Source organism: Agromyces cavernae (assembly GCF_021044935.1).
In the GTDB taxonomy this organism is placed as follows: Bacteria; Actinomycetota; Actinomycetes; order Actinomycetales; family Microbacteriaceae; genus Agromyces; species Agromyces cavernae.
Genome location: NZ_JAJNMP010000001.1, coordinates 906,532 through 921,629, shown reverse-complemented (window position 1 = coordinate 921,629; position 15,098 = coordinate 906,532). Strand labels below are relative to the sequence as shown.

The 15,098-nt window shown below is 69.9% G+C and carries 12 protein-coding genes; 9 read left to right on the top strand and 3 right to left on the bottom strand.

The genetic code is table 11. The features are described 5' to 3' along the window. Positions 1 to 15 precede the first annotated feature (15 nt). Entirely contained in the window at positions 16 to 672 is a 657-nt protein-coding gene (locus LQ757_RS04225) for a TetR/AcrR family transcriptional regulator (protein WP_304504427.1), read from the bottom strand. A gap of 118 nt (positions 673 to 790) precedes the next feature. On the opposite strand from LQ757_RS04225, the gene LQ757_RS04215 reads away from it, so the two are divergent. After that, a complete protein-coding gene (locus tag LQ757_RS04215) occupies positions 791 to 1,477 on the top strand; it encodes a DUF998 domain-containing protein (protein WP_231045944.1) in 687 nt (228 codons plus the stop codon). On the opposite strand, the gene LQ757_RS04210 is transcribed toward LQ757_RS04215, so the two are convergent. Beyond that, complete coding sequence (locus tag LQ757_RS04210) at positions 1,440 to 2,984, bottom strand: DUF3482 domain-containing protein (protein ID WP_231045943.1); 1,545 nt, start codon at positions 2,982 to 2,984, stop codon at positions 1,440 to 1,442. The genes LQ757_RS04215 and LQ757_RS04210 overlap by 38 nt on opposite strands. Next, entirely contained in the window at positions 2,981 to 4,486 is a 1,506-nt protein-coding gene (locus LQ757_RS04205; protein ID WP_231045942.1) for a DUF2868 domain-containing protein, read from the bottom strand. Before LQ757_RS04205 ends, LQ757_RS04210 begins: the two co-directional genes overlap by 4 nt. Before the next feature lie 265 nt (positions 4,487 to 4,751). Between LQ757_RS04205 and LQ757_RS04200 the strand changes: the two genes are divergently transcribed. From LQ757_RS04200 to LQ757_RS04165, 8 genes are all read left to right on the top strand, one after another. Next, a complete protein-coding gene (locus LQ757_RS04200) occupies positions 4,752 to 6,485 on the top strand; it encodes an ABC transporter ATP-binding protein (RefSeq protein ID WP_231045941.1) in 1,734 nt (577 codons plus the stop codon). Then, positions 6,482 to 8,557: an ABC transporter ATP-binding protein gene (locus LQ757_RS04195; RefSeq protein ID WP_231045940.1), complete on the top strand. Its 2,076-nt coding sequence runs from the start codon at positions 6,482 to 6,484 to the stop codon at positions 8,555 to 8,557. The genes LQ757_RS04200 and LQ757_RS04195 overlap by 4 nt, the downstream gene beginning before the upstream one ends. Before the next feature lie 107 nt (positions 8,558 to 8,664). Next, complete coding sequence (locus LQ757_RS04190; RefSeq protein WP_231045939.1) at positions 8,665 to 9,372, top strand: FadR/GntR family transcriptional regulator; 708 nt, start codon at positions 8,665 to 8,667, stop codon at positions 9,370 to 9,372. A 267-nt stretch (positions 9,373 to 9,639) separates the two neighbouring features. Next, positions 9,640 to 10,518: an NAD(P)-dependent oxidoreductase gene (locus tag LQ757_RS04185; RefSeq protein WP_231045938.1), complete on the top strand. Its 879-nt coding sequence runs from the start codon at positions 9,640 to 9,642 to the stop codon at positions 10,516 to 10,518. Between the two features lie 71 nt (positions 10,519 to 10,589). Continuing rightward, complete coding sequence (locus tag LQ757_RS04180) at positions 10,590 to 11,891, top strand: MFS transporter (RefSeq protein ID WP_231045937.1); 1,302 nt, start codon at positions 10,590 to 10,592, stop codon at positions 11,889 to 11,891. 44 nt (positions 11,892 to 11,935) lie between these two features. Next, positions 11,936 to 12,811, top strand: a complete 876-nt coding sequence (locus tag LQ757_RS04175) for a transketolase (RefSeq protein WP_231045936.1) — start codon at positions 11,936 to 11,938, stop codon at positions 12,809 to 12,811. Continuing rightward, on the top strand, positions 12,808 to 13,815 hold the full coding sequence (locus tag LQ757_RS04170; protein WP_231045935.1) for a transketolase family protein: 1,008 nt from the start codon (positions 12,808 to 12,810) through the stop codon (positions 13,813 to 13,815). The genes LQ757_RS04175 and LQ757_RS04170 overlap by 4 nt, the downstream gene beginning before the upstream one ends. Continuing rightward, positions 13,812 to 15,098: a four-carbon acid sugar kinase family protein gene (locus LQ757_RS04165; protein ID WP_231045934.1), complete on the top strand. Its 1,287-nt coding sequence runs from the start codon at positions 13,812 to 13,814 to the stop codon at positions 15,096 to 15,098. Before LQ757_RS04170 ends, LQ757_RS04165 begins: the two co-directional genes overlap by 4 nt.

Sequence of the window (15,098 nt, the reverse complement as noted above, 5' to 3'; positions counted from 1 at the left end):
GCGCCGCATGCGGCGTCAGGCGGCGTAGGCGCGGAGGAACGCGGCGGCGCCGCGCTCGGCGCGCTCGATCGCGCGGGTCGCCGTCGCGGTATCCGTGTCGCTCGCGAGATCGAAGAGCGCGCGATCGAGCGACGGGCCGATCGCGAGGAACGCGAAGTGCTCGGCAGCGAGCTCGGGGTCGTCGACACGCAGCAGTCCGCGCTCGCCGAAGGCGCGGAGCGCGGTCGCGACGGCAGCCATCACGCGACCGGGCGCGCGATCGTAGTACTCGGCCGCGAACTCGGGGAACCGCGACGCTTCGCCGATGAGGAGCCGCCGCAACGGCACGACCCGGCCGCTGAGCACGGATGCCGCGAGCTCGCGTGCGAGCGTTGTGAGTGCCGCCTCGACGTCGTCTGCCTCGGCAGCCGTCTCACCGAGCGCGAGCGAGTACCGCTCGGCCGTCGCGATCGCCTGGCCGAGGATCGCCCGGAACAGCTGCTCCTTGTCTTCGAAGACGTTGTAGACGGTGCGCTTGGAGACGCCGGCCTCGGCGGCGATGTCGTCGACGCTCGTGCCGGGGTAGCCGCGCTCCAGGAAGACGCGGGCGGCCGCGTCCATGATGAGGGCGCGGGAGCGGGTGATGCGCGGGTCCTCGTAGTCGGTCCGAGCAGTCGTCGACGTCGTGCTCATGGCCGCCTCCCATTCTTTTGCACTCATCCGTTTACTTATGTATCTCTCGGTGTAATACTACACCCATGAGGGCAGAAACCTTTGAGGCACAGCAACGAAGCAGGAAAGGATGAGCACGATGTCCACCACAGTTCCCGGAACCTCGTCCCCCACGACCTTCGACCGCGGCCGCGCCGTGACGAAGTCGCTCCTCGGCTGGGGCGTCATGGCGGGTCCCTTCTACCTCGTCGTCGGTCTGGCTCAAGCGCTGCTCGTGCCGGGGTTCGACCTCTCGCGGCACGCGCTGAGCCTGCTGCTGCTCGGACCGCTCGGTTGGATCCAGGCGGCCAACCTCGTGCTCAGCGGCATCATGGTGCTGGCCGCTGCCGTCGGGTTCGCGCGACTTGTGCCCCGGCGTCCGGGGATCACGGCGGCCGTGCTCCTCGGACTCTACGGCGTGAGCCTCTTCGCCGCCGCGCTCCTCCCGCCCGACCCGATGGGCGGCTTCCCGCCCGGGGGCACGGATGCCACGGCGGCGTCGGTGACCGGCCTGTTGCACCTCGTTGCGGGCGCGATCGGCTTCCTGAGCCTCGCCGCGGCGGCGATCGTGCTCGCCGGATGGTTCCGCGCCGAAGGTCGGCGCAGCGTGGCGATCACGTCGTGGGTGGCCGCCGCGGTGATCGTGTTCGGCTTCATGGGCGGGGCCGCCCTCGCGACGGTCCCGGCGGGCATCGGACTGCTCTGGCTGGCGGTCGTCGCCGGGTGGACGTGGCTCGCCTGGGCGTCGTTCACGGCCTACCGGATGGCGCCCCGTCCCGACCGGTGACCCCCGGATACAGCTCGTCGAGCAGGCCGAGGGCCATCTCGCTGAGCGCGGCCTGAAGTGCGCGTTCGAGCCGGTCGCATGCGTCGTCTGCCGAACGCCGCGCCCACACCGCCGCGAGCGTTGCCGAGTTCGCGACGACGGCAGCGACGACGAGCCGGCGCCAATGCGGCGGGTACTCGCTCTGCTTCCACTCGCCGCGACCGCGACCGTAGTGCGCAATCGCGAGGTAGCGCAGCAGGGCCGACGTGACGAGGCCGTCGAGGAAGGCCTCCTCCCAGCGCAGGCTGGACTCGGTGCGTCCCCGCACGAGGTTGACGCCGCGGGCGACCCCGGCCCCGCCGAGGGCGCCGATGACCGCACCCGCCACCATGCCGGCGCCGAAGGTGAGGCCGCCCGCCATGAGGTCGGCGCCGAGTCCGGCGGCCGCTCCCGAGAGCACACCCGAGACGACGCCGGCGCGTCCCTCGTCGATCGGAGCGTCGACCCGCACGTCGCTCGCCACGCGCGCCAGCACCTCGTCGGCGGCGCGACCTTCGAGTTCGTGGATCGCGATGAGCCGCTCGGTGCTCGACCGCAGTCCGGCGTCGAGCCGCTCCTCCATCTCGTGCGTCGCGTCGGCCCGGGCCTGCGTGCGGGCGGCGATCTGCATGCCGATCGAGCCACCGAGCCGGGTCGTGAGCGGCTCGGGCGGAAGCGCGGCACGATCGCACGCGGCCTGCGCGATCGGTTCGGCGAGCGCGGTCATCGCCTGGTCGAACTGGTGCATGCGGCGATCGCGCCACGCTTGCGACATCCGCTCGAACGCCGCCGCACGCTCCTCGGGCACCACCCGCCGGATCGCCGCGAAGAGCGTGAACTCCTGCACCCAGCAGCGGGCGAACGCGTCGAGCGCGAGCACGTCGCGCACGTGCGGGGCGTCGGCGAGCGCCGCGCGCCACCGGTCGGCGTCGGCCGCCTCGACCTCACGCTCGCGGGGACGGCCGGTCTGGTTGAGCAGCACGAGCACGGGCTTGCCGACCCACTCGAGCACCTCGAGCTCGGACGCCAGGTACCCGAGATCGCCAGGTTCCTCGGCCGCGTTCACGAGGTAGAGCACCACGTCGGCCTGCTCGGCGACATTGCGCACGGCGAGCTGGGTGAGCCAGAACGCGCGGTCCTGGTAGCGGTCCCACACCTGCGACAGGAACCAGCCGATGGGGCTGCCATCCTGCCGCAGCCGCCGCACGAGTCGCACGCTGTCGCCGAAGCCCGGTGTGTCCCAAAGGGTGAGCAGGTCGCCCTCTGCGGTCTGCACGAGCGGGAACGGTGTCGCCTCGAGCGTCACGTGGGGTGCGTCACGCACCTCGCCGACGTCGCGGCCGAGCAGGGTGCGGGCGAGGGTCGTCTTGCCGGCGTTCGTGTGCGAGATGAGCGAGAGGGAGACGGCCGCGGGCTCGGTCGATTGAGCCGGCGTTGTCGGCTGCGCCAGCCCGGTCGGCTCGGCGGACGGTTCGGTGGGCTCGTTCACGTCACCTTCCCCTTCGGCGATTCGCCGGCATCGGCGGCGGATGCCGCGGCGAGGTCGGCCTCGGCCGCCGCGAGATCGGGCGACGAGAGGTCGAGGAACACCGCGACGGCCGCGTGATCGTTCACGAACTCGCGCCAGGCAGCGCGGCGGCCGGCGAGACGGCTCTCGTCGTCGGGCCAGCGGGCGAGGAAGCCGGATTCGTCGATCAGGGCGATGAGCGGATGTCCCGTGGGCACGCCCCTGGCGAGCGCGTCGAGGAACACGCCGTGCGCCTCGCGCTCGGGCGTCGCGGCGAGGCTGAACAGGGAAAAGAGCACGGCGGCCTCGCTCGCAGCACCGCCGTGCTCGAGCGGTGGGGCCGGGGCGCCGGCCCAGAGCCCGAGGAGCGCCTCGTCGTCGCCCCACCCGATGGGCGGGTCGATGGTCGCCGCCGCCCCGCCGTAGGCCCGGGACAGCACGGCGTCGAGCCCGGCCTGCGCCTCGGCCGTCACGGTGTAGCTGTACGGCACGACCCGCACGCGACCGGGTCCGCCGAGGTAGCCCGCGACGAGCCGCCGGTAGTACGGCTCCGAGAGCGGCAGTCGCACGCGGGTCGCACGGCGCCGCTCGATCAGACCGTTGATGATCGCGAGCACGAGGCGCGGGATGACGACGACGGCGGCAACGGTGCCGGCGAGCAGATGCATCCAGGTCGCCGCATTCTCGCTCGCGGGCGCGCGGATCGCCTCGATCGCCGCCACGTCGGGGATCGGGATGCCGGTGATCCACGACCCGGGCGCGAGGGTCACGGCGAGCAGCGCGCGCACCTGCTCGGCGCCGAGGAACGTGCTCTCCCACGACGCGCGGTACTCGAACGCCAGCCCGCGTATGTAGAGGCCCGAGATCACGCCGAGGGCGGTCGCGGCCGCGGCGAGATGGAGCACGCGGGCGGCGCGGGCGCCGTACAACGGTGCGGCGATGCTCGCCCAGTCGGCGGGGAGCGCGGCGAGGATCGATCGGCGCGCGGCCCCGGGATCGTCGCCGCGGTGCCGGGTCAGCGGCGTGCGCAGCGCGGCGAGGCGGATGAGCCCCGACCGCACCGGCCCGGGGGCCGCACCCCGGAAGGCGACAGCGCGCACGATCAGCGAGAGGTAGACGACGACGTTCCACACGACGAGCGCGAACACCGGCGGGGCGAGCAGGTTGATGCTCGCGCCGCCGCCGATGCGGTCGATGACGAGCCCCAGCAGGAACGCCGCGACGATGACGACGACACCCACCCACGGCCGCCAGACGAGGGCACGCACCGCGCGCGGCACCGCGGGCTGGCGCGGTCCGATGCGCTCGAGCACGAGCCGCGCGCGCCGACTCAGGTAGGCCTCGGGAGTCGCGCCCTCGCCGACGACCTCGGCCGCGGCGCGACTCGCCCACTCGCGGTCGGCGTCGGACCAGAGCAGCCGGTCGCGGTCGCCGGTCTCGACAGCGCGCGCCGCAGTGACGTCCAGGGCGGCTGACTCGTCCATATGCGCGAATTCTATGCCGCGGCCTCGCGGGTGTCAGGGCGACGCGGGGAGCGGCATCCGGCAGCCGGGATTTCGCGTTCGGTGAACGCGCATGTCGGATGCCGCTGTTCGTATTGACGCGCAAGAAGGCCCGTGTAAGCCTCAAATCCTGCAATGTCGCAAGGGGGTGCGACACTGTACCCGCCGTCGGGCAGGTGCCTCTCGTCCACACTTCGTGGGGCTCCGTCAGACGACTCTCCTTCCCGCCCTCCGACCCGGAGATCTCATGCTCGGAAAAATCCTCTTCCGCTACCTGAAGCCCTACAAGTGGTGGCTGCTCGGTGTGCTGGTGTTCCAGTTCGCCTCGGCACTGGCCACCTTCTACCTGCCGAGCCTCAACGCCGACATCATCGATGAGGGCGTCTCCAAGGGCGACACCGCCTACATCTGGAGCACCGGCGTGTTCATGCTCACGATCTCGCTCGGGCAGATCACGGCGTCGATCATCGCCACGTACTTCGCGGCGCGTGCCGCGATGAGCGCCGGTCGCGACATCCGCAACGACGTCTTCGAACGCGTCTCGAGCTTCTCCGAGCGCGAGGTCTCGAAATTCGGGCCGGGCTCGCTCATCACCCGCAACACCAACGACGTGCAGCAGGTGCAGATGCTCGCGATGATGGGCGGCACGTTCCTCGTGACCGCGCCGATCCTCGCGATCGGCGGCATCATCTTCGCGCTGCGGCAAGATGTGGGGCTCAGCTGGATCATCGCGGTGTCGGTGCCGGCGCTTCTCGTCATCGCCGTGCTCATCATCAGCCGCATGGTGCCGTTGTTCCGCAGCTACCAGAAGAAGCTCGACAACGTGAACCGCATCATGCGCGAGCAGCTCACCGGCGTTCGCGTCGTGCGCGCGTTCGTGCGCGAGCCCATCGAGGAGGAGCGGTTCGGCGAGGCGAACACCGACATCATGATCGTCGGCCGCAAGGTCGGCTCGCTGTTCGTGCTGCTGTTCCCCCTCTTCATGCTCGTGCTGAACGTCACGGTCGTCGGGGTGGTCTGGTTCGGCGCGTTCGAGGTCGACGCGGGCCGGGTGCAGATCGGCACGCTGTTCGCCTTCATGCAGTACGTCATGCTCATCCTCACGGGCGTGCTGATGGCGAGCTTCATGACGATCATGATCCCGCGCGCCGCGGTGTCGGCAGAGCGCATCGGCGAGGTGCTCGATGCCGACACGTCGCTCAGGCGCCCAGCGAACCCCGTCTCCACGTTCCCGGCGCCCGGCACCGTCACGTTCGCCGATGCCGAGTTCAGCTACCCCGGAGCCCAGCACCCGGTGCTCTCCGACATCTCGTTCACGGCGGGCAGGGGCGAGACGGTCGCGATCGTCGGCTCCACCGGCGCGGGCAAGACCACGCTCATCTCGCTCATCCCCCGCCTGTTCGACGTCACCGGCGGCAGCGTCGAGGTCGGCGGCGTCGACGTGCGCGAGGCCGATCTTGAGAAGCTCTGGAGCTCGATCGGCCTGGTGCCGCAGCGACCGTTCCTCTTCACCGGCACGGTGGCATCGAACCTGCGCTACGGGCGTGAAGACGCGACCGACGAAGAGCTGTGGCACGCACTCGAGATCGCGCAGGGGCGCGACTTCGTCGAGGAGATGGATGGCGGCCTGAACGCCCGCATCGCGCAGGGCGGCACGAACGTCTCGGGCGGGCAGCGTCAGCGGCTCGCGATCGCGCGGGCGATCGTGCACAACCCCGACATCCTCGTCTTCGACGACTCGTTCTCGGCGCTCGACCTCACCACCGACGCCAGACTCAGGCAAGCACTCTGGAGGGAGTTGCCACAGGTGACCAAGATCGTGGTCGCGCAGCGCGTCTCGACCATCACCGACGCCGACCGAATCATCGTGCTCGACGACGGCCGCATGGTCGGCGTCGGCACGCACGACGAACTGCTCGAATCGAGCACCACGTACCGTGAGATCGTCGAATCCCAGCTCGGAGTGGAGGCCGCACGATGACCGCGCAGACCCCCCTCTCCGCAGAAGAGCAGCTCGAGATCGAGCTCGGCGAGCAGGCTCGCATCAACGCCGACGACTGGAGCGGCGCCGTCGCACCGGGCAAGGCGAAGAACTTCGGCCAGAGCTTCGGCCGGCTCATCGGCCTGCTCAAGCCGCACGCGTTCGCGTTCACGTTCGCGTCGATCCTCGGTGCCCTCGGCGTCGTGCTCGCCGTGTGGGCGCCGAAGGTGCTCGGCGAGGCGACGAACATCATCTTCGCCGGTGTCATCGGGCAGCAGATGCCCCCGGGCACGACGACCGAGCAGGCCGTCGAGGGCCTGCGGGCGGCCGGGCAAGACGATCTGGCGAACGTCGTGGCGGCCGCCGGCGTCGTGCCGGGCGAGGGCGTCGACTTCGTGCGCCTCAGCCAGGTGCTCATGCTCGTGCTCGCCCTCTACATCATCGCCTCGGTGCTCACGTGGCTGCAGGGCTACGTCATCAACGTGATCATGGTGAAGACCATGTGGCGCCTCCGCGAGTCGGTCGAGGCGAAGATCAACCGCATGCCGCTCAGCTACTTCGACAAGGTGCAGCGCGGCGAGCTGATCTCGCGGGTCACGAACGACATCGACAACATCACGCAGACGATGCAGCAATCGCTGTCGACGGTGATCACCTCGGTGCTCACCGTGCTCGGCGTGCTCATCATGATGTTCTCGATCTCGTGGCAGCTCGCGCTCGTGGCGCTCGTGTCGCTGCCGCTCATGGCCGTGATCTTCGGCATCATCGGACCGAAGTCGCAGAAGGCGTTCGGCATCCAGTGGCGCAAGGTCGGGCGCCTGAACGCCCGCGTCGAGGAGTCGTTCTCGGGCCACGCGCTCGTCAAGGTGTTCGGTCGCGAGCAGGACTCGCGGGCGAAGTTCCAGGCCGAGAACCAAGAGCTCTACGAGGCGAGCTTCAAGGCGCAGTTCCTGTCGGGCATCATCATGCCGGGCATGATGTTCATCGGAAACCTCACCTACGTGGGCATCGCCGTGCTCGGCGGCCTCATGGTCGCGACCGGCCAGCTGCGACTCGGCGACGTGCAGGCGTTCATCCAGTACTCGCAGCAGTTCACGCAGCCGCTGTCCGAGCTGGGCGGCATGGCCGCCGTCGTGCAGTCGGGCACCGCCTCGGCCGAGCGCGTCTTCGAGTTGCTCGACGCCGACGAGCAGCAGGCAGACGCGGCCGACGCCCCGGCACCGGTCGACGGTGACGGCACGATCGTATTCGACCACGTGTCGTTCTCGTACAACCCCGAGCACCCGCTCATCACCGACCTGTCGTTCCAGGTCGAGCCGGGGCAGACGGTCGCGATCGTCGGCCCGACGGGCGCAGGCAAGACGACGCTCGTGAACCTCATCATGCGGTTCTACGAGCTCGACGGCGGGCGCATCCTGCTCGACGGACAGAACATCGCCGACCTCACCCGCCACGACGTGCGGGCCCGCACCGGCATGGTCTTGCAGGACCCGTGGCTGTTCGCCGGGTCGATCCGCGAGAACATCCGCTACGGCCGCCAGACGGCGACCGACGACGAGGTGCTCGCGGCTGCGAAGGCGACCTACGTCGACCGGTTCGTGCACTCGCTGCCCGAGGGTTACGACACCGTGCTCGACGAAGACGCGTCGAACGTCTCGGCCGGTGAGAAGCAGCTCATCACGATCGCCCGTGCCTTCGTGGCGCAGCCGTCGGTGCTCATCCTCGACGAGGCCACCTCGTCGGTCGACACCCGCACCGAGCTGCTGCTGCAGCACGCCATGGCAGCACTGCGCCAGGGCCGCACGTCGTTCGTGATCGCGCACCGTCTCTCGACGATCCGCGACGCCGACCTCATCCTCGTGATGGAGCACGGCGACATCGTCGAGAAGGGCAACCACGACGAGCTCATCGCCGCGAAGGGTGCGTACTACCGCCTCTACAACTCGCAGTTCGAGCAGGCCGCGACCGACCTCGACGCCGAAGAGGCGCTCGAAGACGGCACCGTGGTCAGGTCCGACTCGCAGAGCCCGCTCGAGGCCGTTGCATCGGCGGCGGGCGAGTCCGAGCTGTAGGCGCACGCTGCTGCGTGTCGGAACGGCCGCCGGGAAAATCCCGGCGGCCGTTCCCGTACCATTGAAGCAAGAATGGTTCAACCAATGACCCGAGGTCTGGAGGCGGCATGGCAGCGGAACTGCTCGAATCCCTCGTGAGCGATCTCCTGCGCCTCGCGACGCCCGAGCCGGGCAAGACTGCGCGACGGCTGCCGCCCGAGCGCGAACTCGGCGAGGCACTCAACATGAGCCGCGGAGCGTTGCGCGAGCAACTCTCCGTACTCGAACGGCTGGGCTTCCTGCACCGCACCCAGGGCCGCGGCACCTACATCGACACCCCCGGTGACGACTTCGTGCGCAGCTACTTCACGATCTCCCGACAGCTCGGCTACCTCAACGACCAGCAGTTCGCCGACGCGCGCGTGCTCCTCGAGGAGTCGATCGCCGAGGCGGCCGCCCGAGTCGTGACCGATGAGCAGGTCGAGGCCCTGCGCGCCGACGTCGACGCCATGATCGCCGCCACCAAGGCAGGCGACCACGAGACCGCCTTCGAGGCCGACGTGCGCTTCCACTCGCGGCTCAACCGCATCGTCGACAACCCGATCTTCCGCCTCATGCACGAAGGGTTCAGCCACGTGCTCCGCGAGACCATCCGCTACCGCCGACTCCAGGCGGTACGGGTCGAGCCGCTCGATGAGAACGGCGTCCGGCGTACGGACTCCGTGCACTACGACGTGGTCGCCGCGCTCGAGGCGCGCGACCCCGACGCCGCACGCGCCGCCATGCGCGAGCACTTCGACAACTGGCTTCAGCTCCACATCGAACCCGTCCGCTGACGCGGTCGCGGCGGCGACCCGCCCGACCTGCGCGGCAGCGCCCTCCGGGGAGTGTGCAACTGGACCCGCAGGTCCGTCCACTCCGACCGGGGCCCCGGGCCCCCGCGCGCGCCGAACCTCGGCACGTTCGAGCCGGTCCCCCGAATTGGTTGAACCAATTGTTGACATCGGCTTCCGATGTGCCTATCATCGATTACGCGATTGGTAGAACCAATCTAACGGACCGCCCGTCGGCCCGCAGGGATGAACCAAAGGAGCTTCCACACCATGACCGAGCACATCGCCTTCGTCGGCATCGGAGCCATCGGCCTCCCGATGGCGGTCCGCCTCGCCGGCGCCGGCGCCGACGTCACTGGTGTCGACCCCTTCCCCGCCACCCACGAGCGCGCGGCCGCCGCCGGCATCCGCGTCGTCAGCGGCATCGCCGACCTCGACGGGGCCACGACGGTGATCGTCATGGTCGCGACCCCCGGCCAGCTCGCCGAGCTCGTCGACGCGGCGCTCGCGGCCGGCACGACCGCCGGCCAGACCTGGGTGATCATGAGCACGGTCGGCCCCGCATCGGCGATCGAGCAGGGTGAACGCCTGCGACGAGCGGACGCCCGCGTGGTCGACGCGCCCGTGACCGGCGGCGTCGCCCGCGCCCGCACGGGCGAGCTCACGATCTTCCTGTCGGGCGACCCTGCCGACGCCGATCGCGTCGTCCCGGTGCTCGCTCCTCTCGGCGACGTCAAGCTCGTGGGCTCGTCGCTCGGCGAGGGTCAGTCGATCAAGGTCGTCAACCAGCACCTCTGCGCTGTCCACATCGTGGCAGCGGCCGAGTCACTCGCACTCGCCGAGTCGCTCGGGCTCGACCCCGCACAGGTGCTACCGCTCGTCGAGGCGGGCGCTGCGGCATCGTGGATGCTCTCGGACCGCGGCCCCCGAATGCTCGGCGACACCGACGTCGAGGTCACCAGCCAGATCAACATCTTCGTCAAGGACTCCGGCCTCGTCGCCGACGCCGCACGAGGCGCCGACGCCGAGACGCCGCTGCTCGATGCCGCTCGTGCTCGCTACCTCGCCGCGGCCGACGCCGGTCTCGGCGCCCGCGACGACTCCCGTGTCATCGAGACCTACGCCCGGGCCACAGCGCACGCGCGATAGCCCGAACGCACCGCAAACCCCACCACCACCGCAACCCCAGATCTGCAACATCCGTTCAAGGAGGAACACCCATGATCAGCACGGCCGAGCGCCCCACCGACGTCACGGTGAAGAGCGACAATCCGGTGAAGGTCTCCGTCGCGTCGATGATCGGCACCGCGGTGGAGAGCTATGACTTCTTCATCTACGGCACCGCGGCGGCGGCGTACTTCGGCACCGCGTTCTTCGCCGCCGAGAACGCGTTCATCGGGGTGCTCGCCTCGTTCGCGACGCTCGCGATCGGCTTCCTGTTCCGACCGCTCGGCGGCTACCTCGCCGGCCACTACGGCGACCGCCTCGGCCGCAAGACGATCCTCATCGCGGCCCTGTCGATCATGGGCGTCGCCACGTTCCTCATCGGCGTGCTGCCCACGTATGCCGCGATCGGCGTGGCCGCCCCGATCATGCTCATCGTGCTGCGTGCCGTGCAGGGAATCGGCTACGGAGCCGAGTGGGGCGGCGCCGTGCTCATGGCAGTCGAGCACGCCCCGATCGCGCGTCGCGGCTTCTTCGGCAGCGTGCCGCAGATCGGCATTCCCGCGGGCCTTCTGCTCGCGAACGGGACGTTCCTGCTCTCCGCTGCGATCTTCGAGGGCGACTGGGTGTGGCGCGTGCCGTTCCTGCTCTCCGTCGTCATGGTGGCGATCGGCCTCTGGATCCGCCTCGGCATCAAGGAGTCGCCCGACTTCGAGAAGATGAAGGCCGCCGGCGAGATCCACAAGCGCCCCGCGATCGAGGTGCTGAAGCGCGACTGGCGCTCCGTGCTGCGCATCATCGCCCTGCGCCTCGCCGAGACGGGCGGTTACTACATCACGGTCAGCTTCACGCTCTCGTACGTCGTGCTCGCGAACATCACCGAGACCCAGTACGTGCTCTACGGCACGATCATCGGCTCGGCACTCGGCCTCGTGAGCCACCTGCTCTACGGTGCACTCAGCGACCGCATCGGGCGCAAGCGCGTCTTCCTCATCGGCTCGATCTTCACGATCGTGTTCGCCTTCCCGATGTTCATGCTCATCAACACCGGCGCCGTCGTGATGGTCATCGTCGCCGTGGCGATCAGCCTGCTGTTCAGCCACGACCCGATCTTCGCCGTCGAGGCGTCGTGGTTCTCGGAGCTGTTCGACCGCAACGTGCGTTCCTCGGGCATCTCGCTCGGCTACAACGGCGCGTCCATCGTGGCCGGCCTCCTGCCCTTCCTCGCCACCGCCCTGTACGGCTGGATCGGCTGGGTCGGCCCGGCGCTCATCTTCATGTCCCTGGGCGTGATCTCGACGGCCGCGGCGCTCATCACGCGAGAGACGGCGCCGATCAAGACCGGCCAGCTCGGCTGACCCGCGACATCGCCACCACCGTCACCACCAGATGGAGCAACACCATGACTGAGAACGCGACCTCCGTGCGCAGCGACCGGGTGAGCGCCGTCCGCGACGCCGCCCAGCGGATCCGCCACCACGTGCTCGACATGGGCGAAGTGCAGGGGCAGGGCTACGTCGGCCAGGCACTGGGCGTGGCCGACCTGCTCGCGGTGAGCTACGCCGACCAGCTCCGTTTCCGGGCGGACGACCCGCACTGGAACGAGCGGGACCGGTTCCTGCTCTCCACCGGTCACTACGCCATCGGGCTCTACGCGGCGCTCGCCGAGGCGGGCGTCATCCCGGTCGAGGAACTCGAGACCTACGGGTCCGACGACTCTCGCCTGCCGATGTCGGGCATGGCGAGCTACACGCCCGGCATGGAGATCTCGGGAGGCTCCCTCGGCCATGGCCTCACGGTGGCAGTCGGGATCGCGCTCGGCCTTCGGCTGCAGGCGAACCCGGCGCGCGTCTTCACCTTCATCTCCGACGGCGAGCTCGACGAGGGGTCGACCTGGGAGGCCGCGATGGGCGCCCACCACCACCGGCTGGGCAACCTCATCGTCATGGTCGACATGAATGCGCTGCAGGCGGACGGCAAGACCGAGTCGGTGCTCGGCATCGAGCCGGCGCATGAGAAGTGGGCATCGTTCGGATGGTTCACGCAGCGCGTCGACGGCAACGACGTTGCGGCGCTGCTCGACGCATTCGACCGTGCGGCTGCCCGGGCCGAGCCCGAGGGCACTCCAGCGGTGATCCTCTGCGACACGAGGATCGGCCGCGGCGTGCCCCTCCTCGAGCAGCGCGAGAAGGCGCACTTCATGCGCATCGACGAGGACGAGTGGCAGGTCTGCCGCGAGCAACTGACCGCCGGCTACGCAGGGAGCGTGAACGCATGACCACCGTGAAGGACGGCGCCGTCCGCGCCCCCCGCCTCAAGACCTCGGCGATGATCGCTTCATTCGCCGATCCTGGGCAGAAGACGGCTCCTGCCCCCTTCGGCCACGCGTTGGCGGCGCTCGCCGAGACCGACCCGCGCATCGTCGGCCTCTCGGCCGACCTGTCGAAGTACACCGACATGCACGTGTTCGCGAAAGCGCACCCTGACCGGTTCTTCCAGATGGGCATGGCCGAGCAGCTGCTGTTCGGCACGGCGGCAGGCATGGCCGAGACGGGCCTCGTGCCGTTCGCGTCGACGTACTCGGTGTTCGCCGCGCGTCGCGCATACGACTTCATCTGCCTCGACATCGCTGAGCCGAACCTCAACGTGAACATCGTCGGCGGGCTGCCGGGCTTGACCACCGGCTACGGCCCGAGCCACCAGGCGACCGAGGATGTGGCGATCTTCCGGGGCATGCCGAACCTCACGATCGTCGACCCCTGCGACTCGCTCGATCTCGAGCAGGCAGTGCCGCAGCTCGCCGCGCACGACGGTCCGACCTACCTGCGCCTGTTGCGCGGCAACGTGCCCACCGTGCTCGACGAGTACGACTACGAGTTCGAGCTCGGAAAGGCCAAGGTGGTGCGACCGGGCAACGACGCCGTGTTCGTCTCGAGCGGACTCATGACGATGCGCGCCCTGCAGGCCGCCGAGGCACTCGCCGCACACAAGGTCGACGTCGCCGTCGTGCACGCGCCGACCCTCAAGCCATTCGACGAGGAGACCGTGCTCGCCGAGCTCGACACCCCGCGACTCGGCGTGACGCTCGAGAACCACACCGTGGTGGGCGGGCTCTTCGAGACGGTCGCCTCCGCCCTGGTGCGCCGTGGCATCACGCGACGGGTCGTGCCGATCGGCCTGCCCGACGCGTTCCTCGACGCCGGCGCCCTGCCCACCCTTCACGACCGCTACGGGCTCTCGAAGGCCGCGATCGTCGACACCGTGCTCGGGGAGCTCCGATGAAACTCATCGTGCTCGACGACGACCCCACCGGCACGCAGTCGGCCACGGGCGTCGAGGTCCTCCTCGACTGGGACGCCGAAGGGCTGGCCCGCGCCCTGCGACGCGCCGACAGCGTCTACCTGCTCACGAATACTCGCGCGATGCATCAGCCCGACGCGGTGGCACTCCTCGAGCGGATCCGGGATGAGCGGGATGCCGCGGCCAGGGCGCTCGGCGAACCGGTGCACGTGGTGCTTCGAGGCGACTCGACGCTGCGCGGGCACGTCTTCCCCGAGACGTCGGTCTTCACCGGGCCCGATGACGTGATCCTGTTCGTGCCCGCCTTCCCCGACGGAGGACGCACGACGGTCGGGGGCACGCATTTCGTGCGAGTGGGCGACCGCGTGATCCCCGCCGACGAGAGCGAGTACGCCGACGACCCGGTGTTCCCCTTCGGCACGGCCGTGCTCACGGAGTACGTCGCCGAGAAGTCGGGCCGCGTGGGCGTACACGTGCCGCTCGGCGACCTCCGTTCGAGCCGCACGAACCTGCGCGCCGCGTTGGCTGACGCCGCACCGGGCGACGTGGTCGTGCCGGACGCCGAGACCGACGACGACATCCGCGCGATCGCGGCGGCGGTGCGCGCCGCGTGGGCGGCCGGGATCGGCGTCGTCGTGCGTTCGGCCTCCCCGCTCGCGGCGGAGCTCGCCGGCGTGGCGAGCACCGGCCTCCTGCCGAGTCCGCTCCGAGACGAGCCCGCGCCGACGCTGCTCGTCTGCGGTTCGCACACGATCGGCGCGACGCGTCAACTCGAGCCGGTCGAGCGCCTCTTCGGCGCGGCGTCCGTGGTCGATACCGAGCACGCACTCGATGACCCGGTCGATGAGGGGGCTCGGGTCGCACGTGCTGCCCAGGCGGCCGCAGCCGCGCACGGGCTCGGCGTCGTGGCATCCGACCGGCATCGCGACCGCCGGCACAACACGCTCGACCACGGCGAGCGCGTGATGACGGCGCTCACGACCGCGACTGAACGCCTGCGCGGCTCCGTCGACGTGGTCGTCTCGAAGGGCGGCATCACGTCGGCCGAGATCGCCCGCGTCGGCCTCGGTGCCTGCACCGCGACCGTGCTCGGCCAAGTGCTGCCGGGTGTCTCCGCCTGGCACGTGCAGACTCCCGAGGGCGAGCAGAAGCTCTACATCGTCGTGCCCGGAAACGTCGGCGACCCGTCCACCCTCGTCGACGTCCTCGAAGCAGTCGGAGTGCGGGCTCCGCACCATGTCTCGGCATCACCCCTGCCTGCCTGA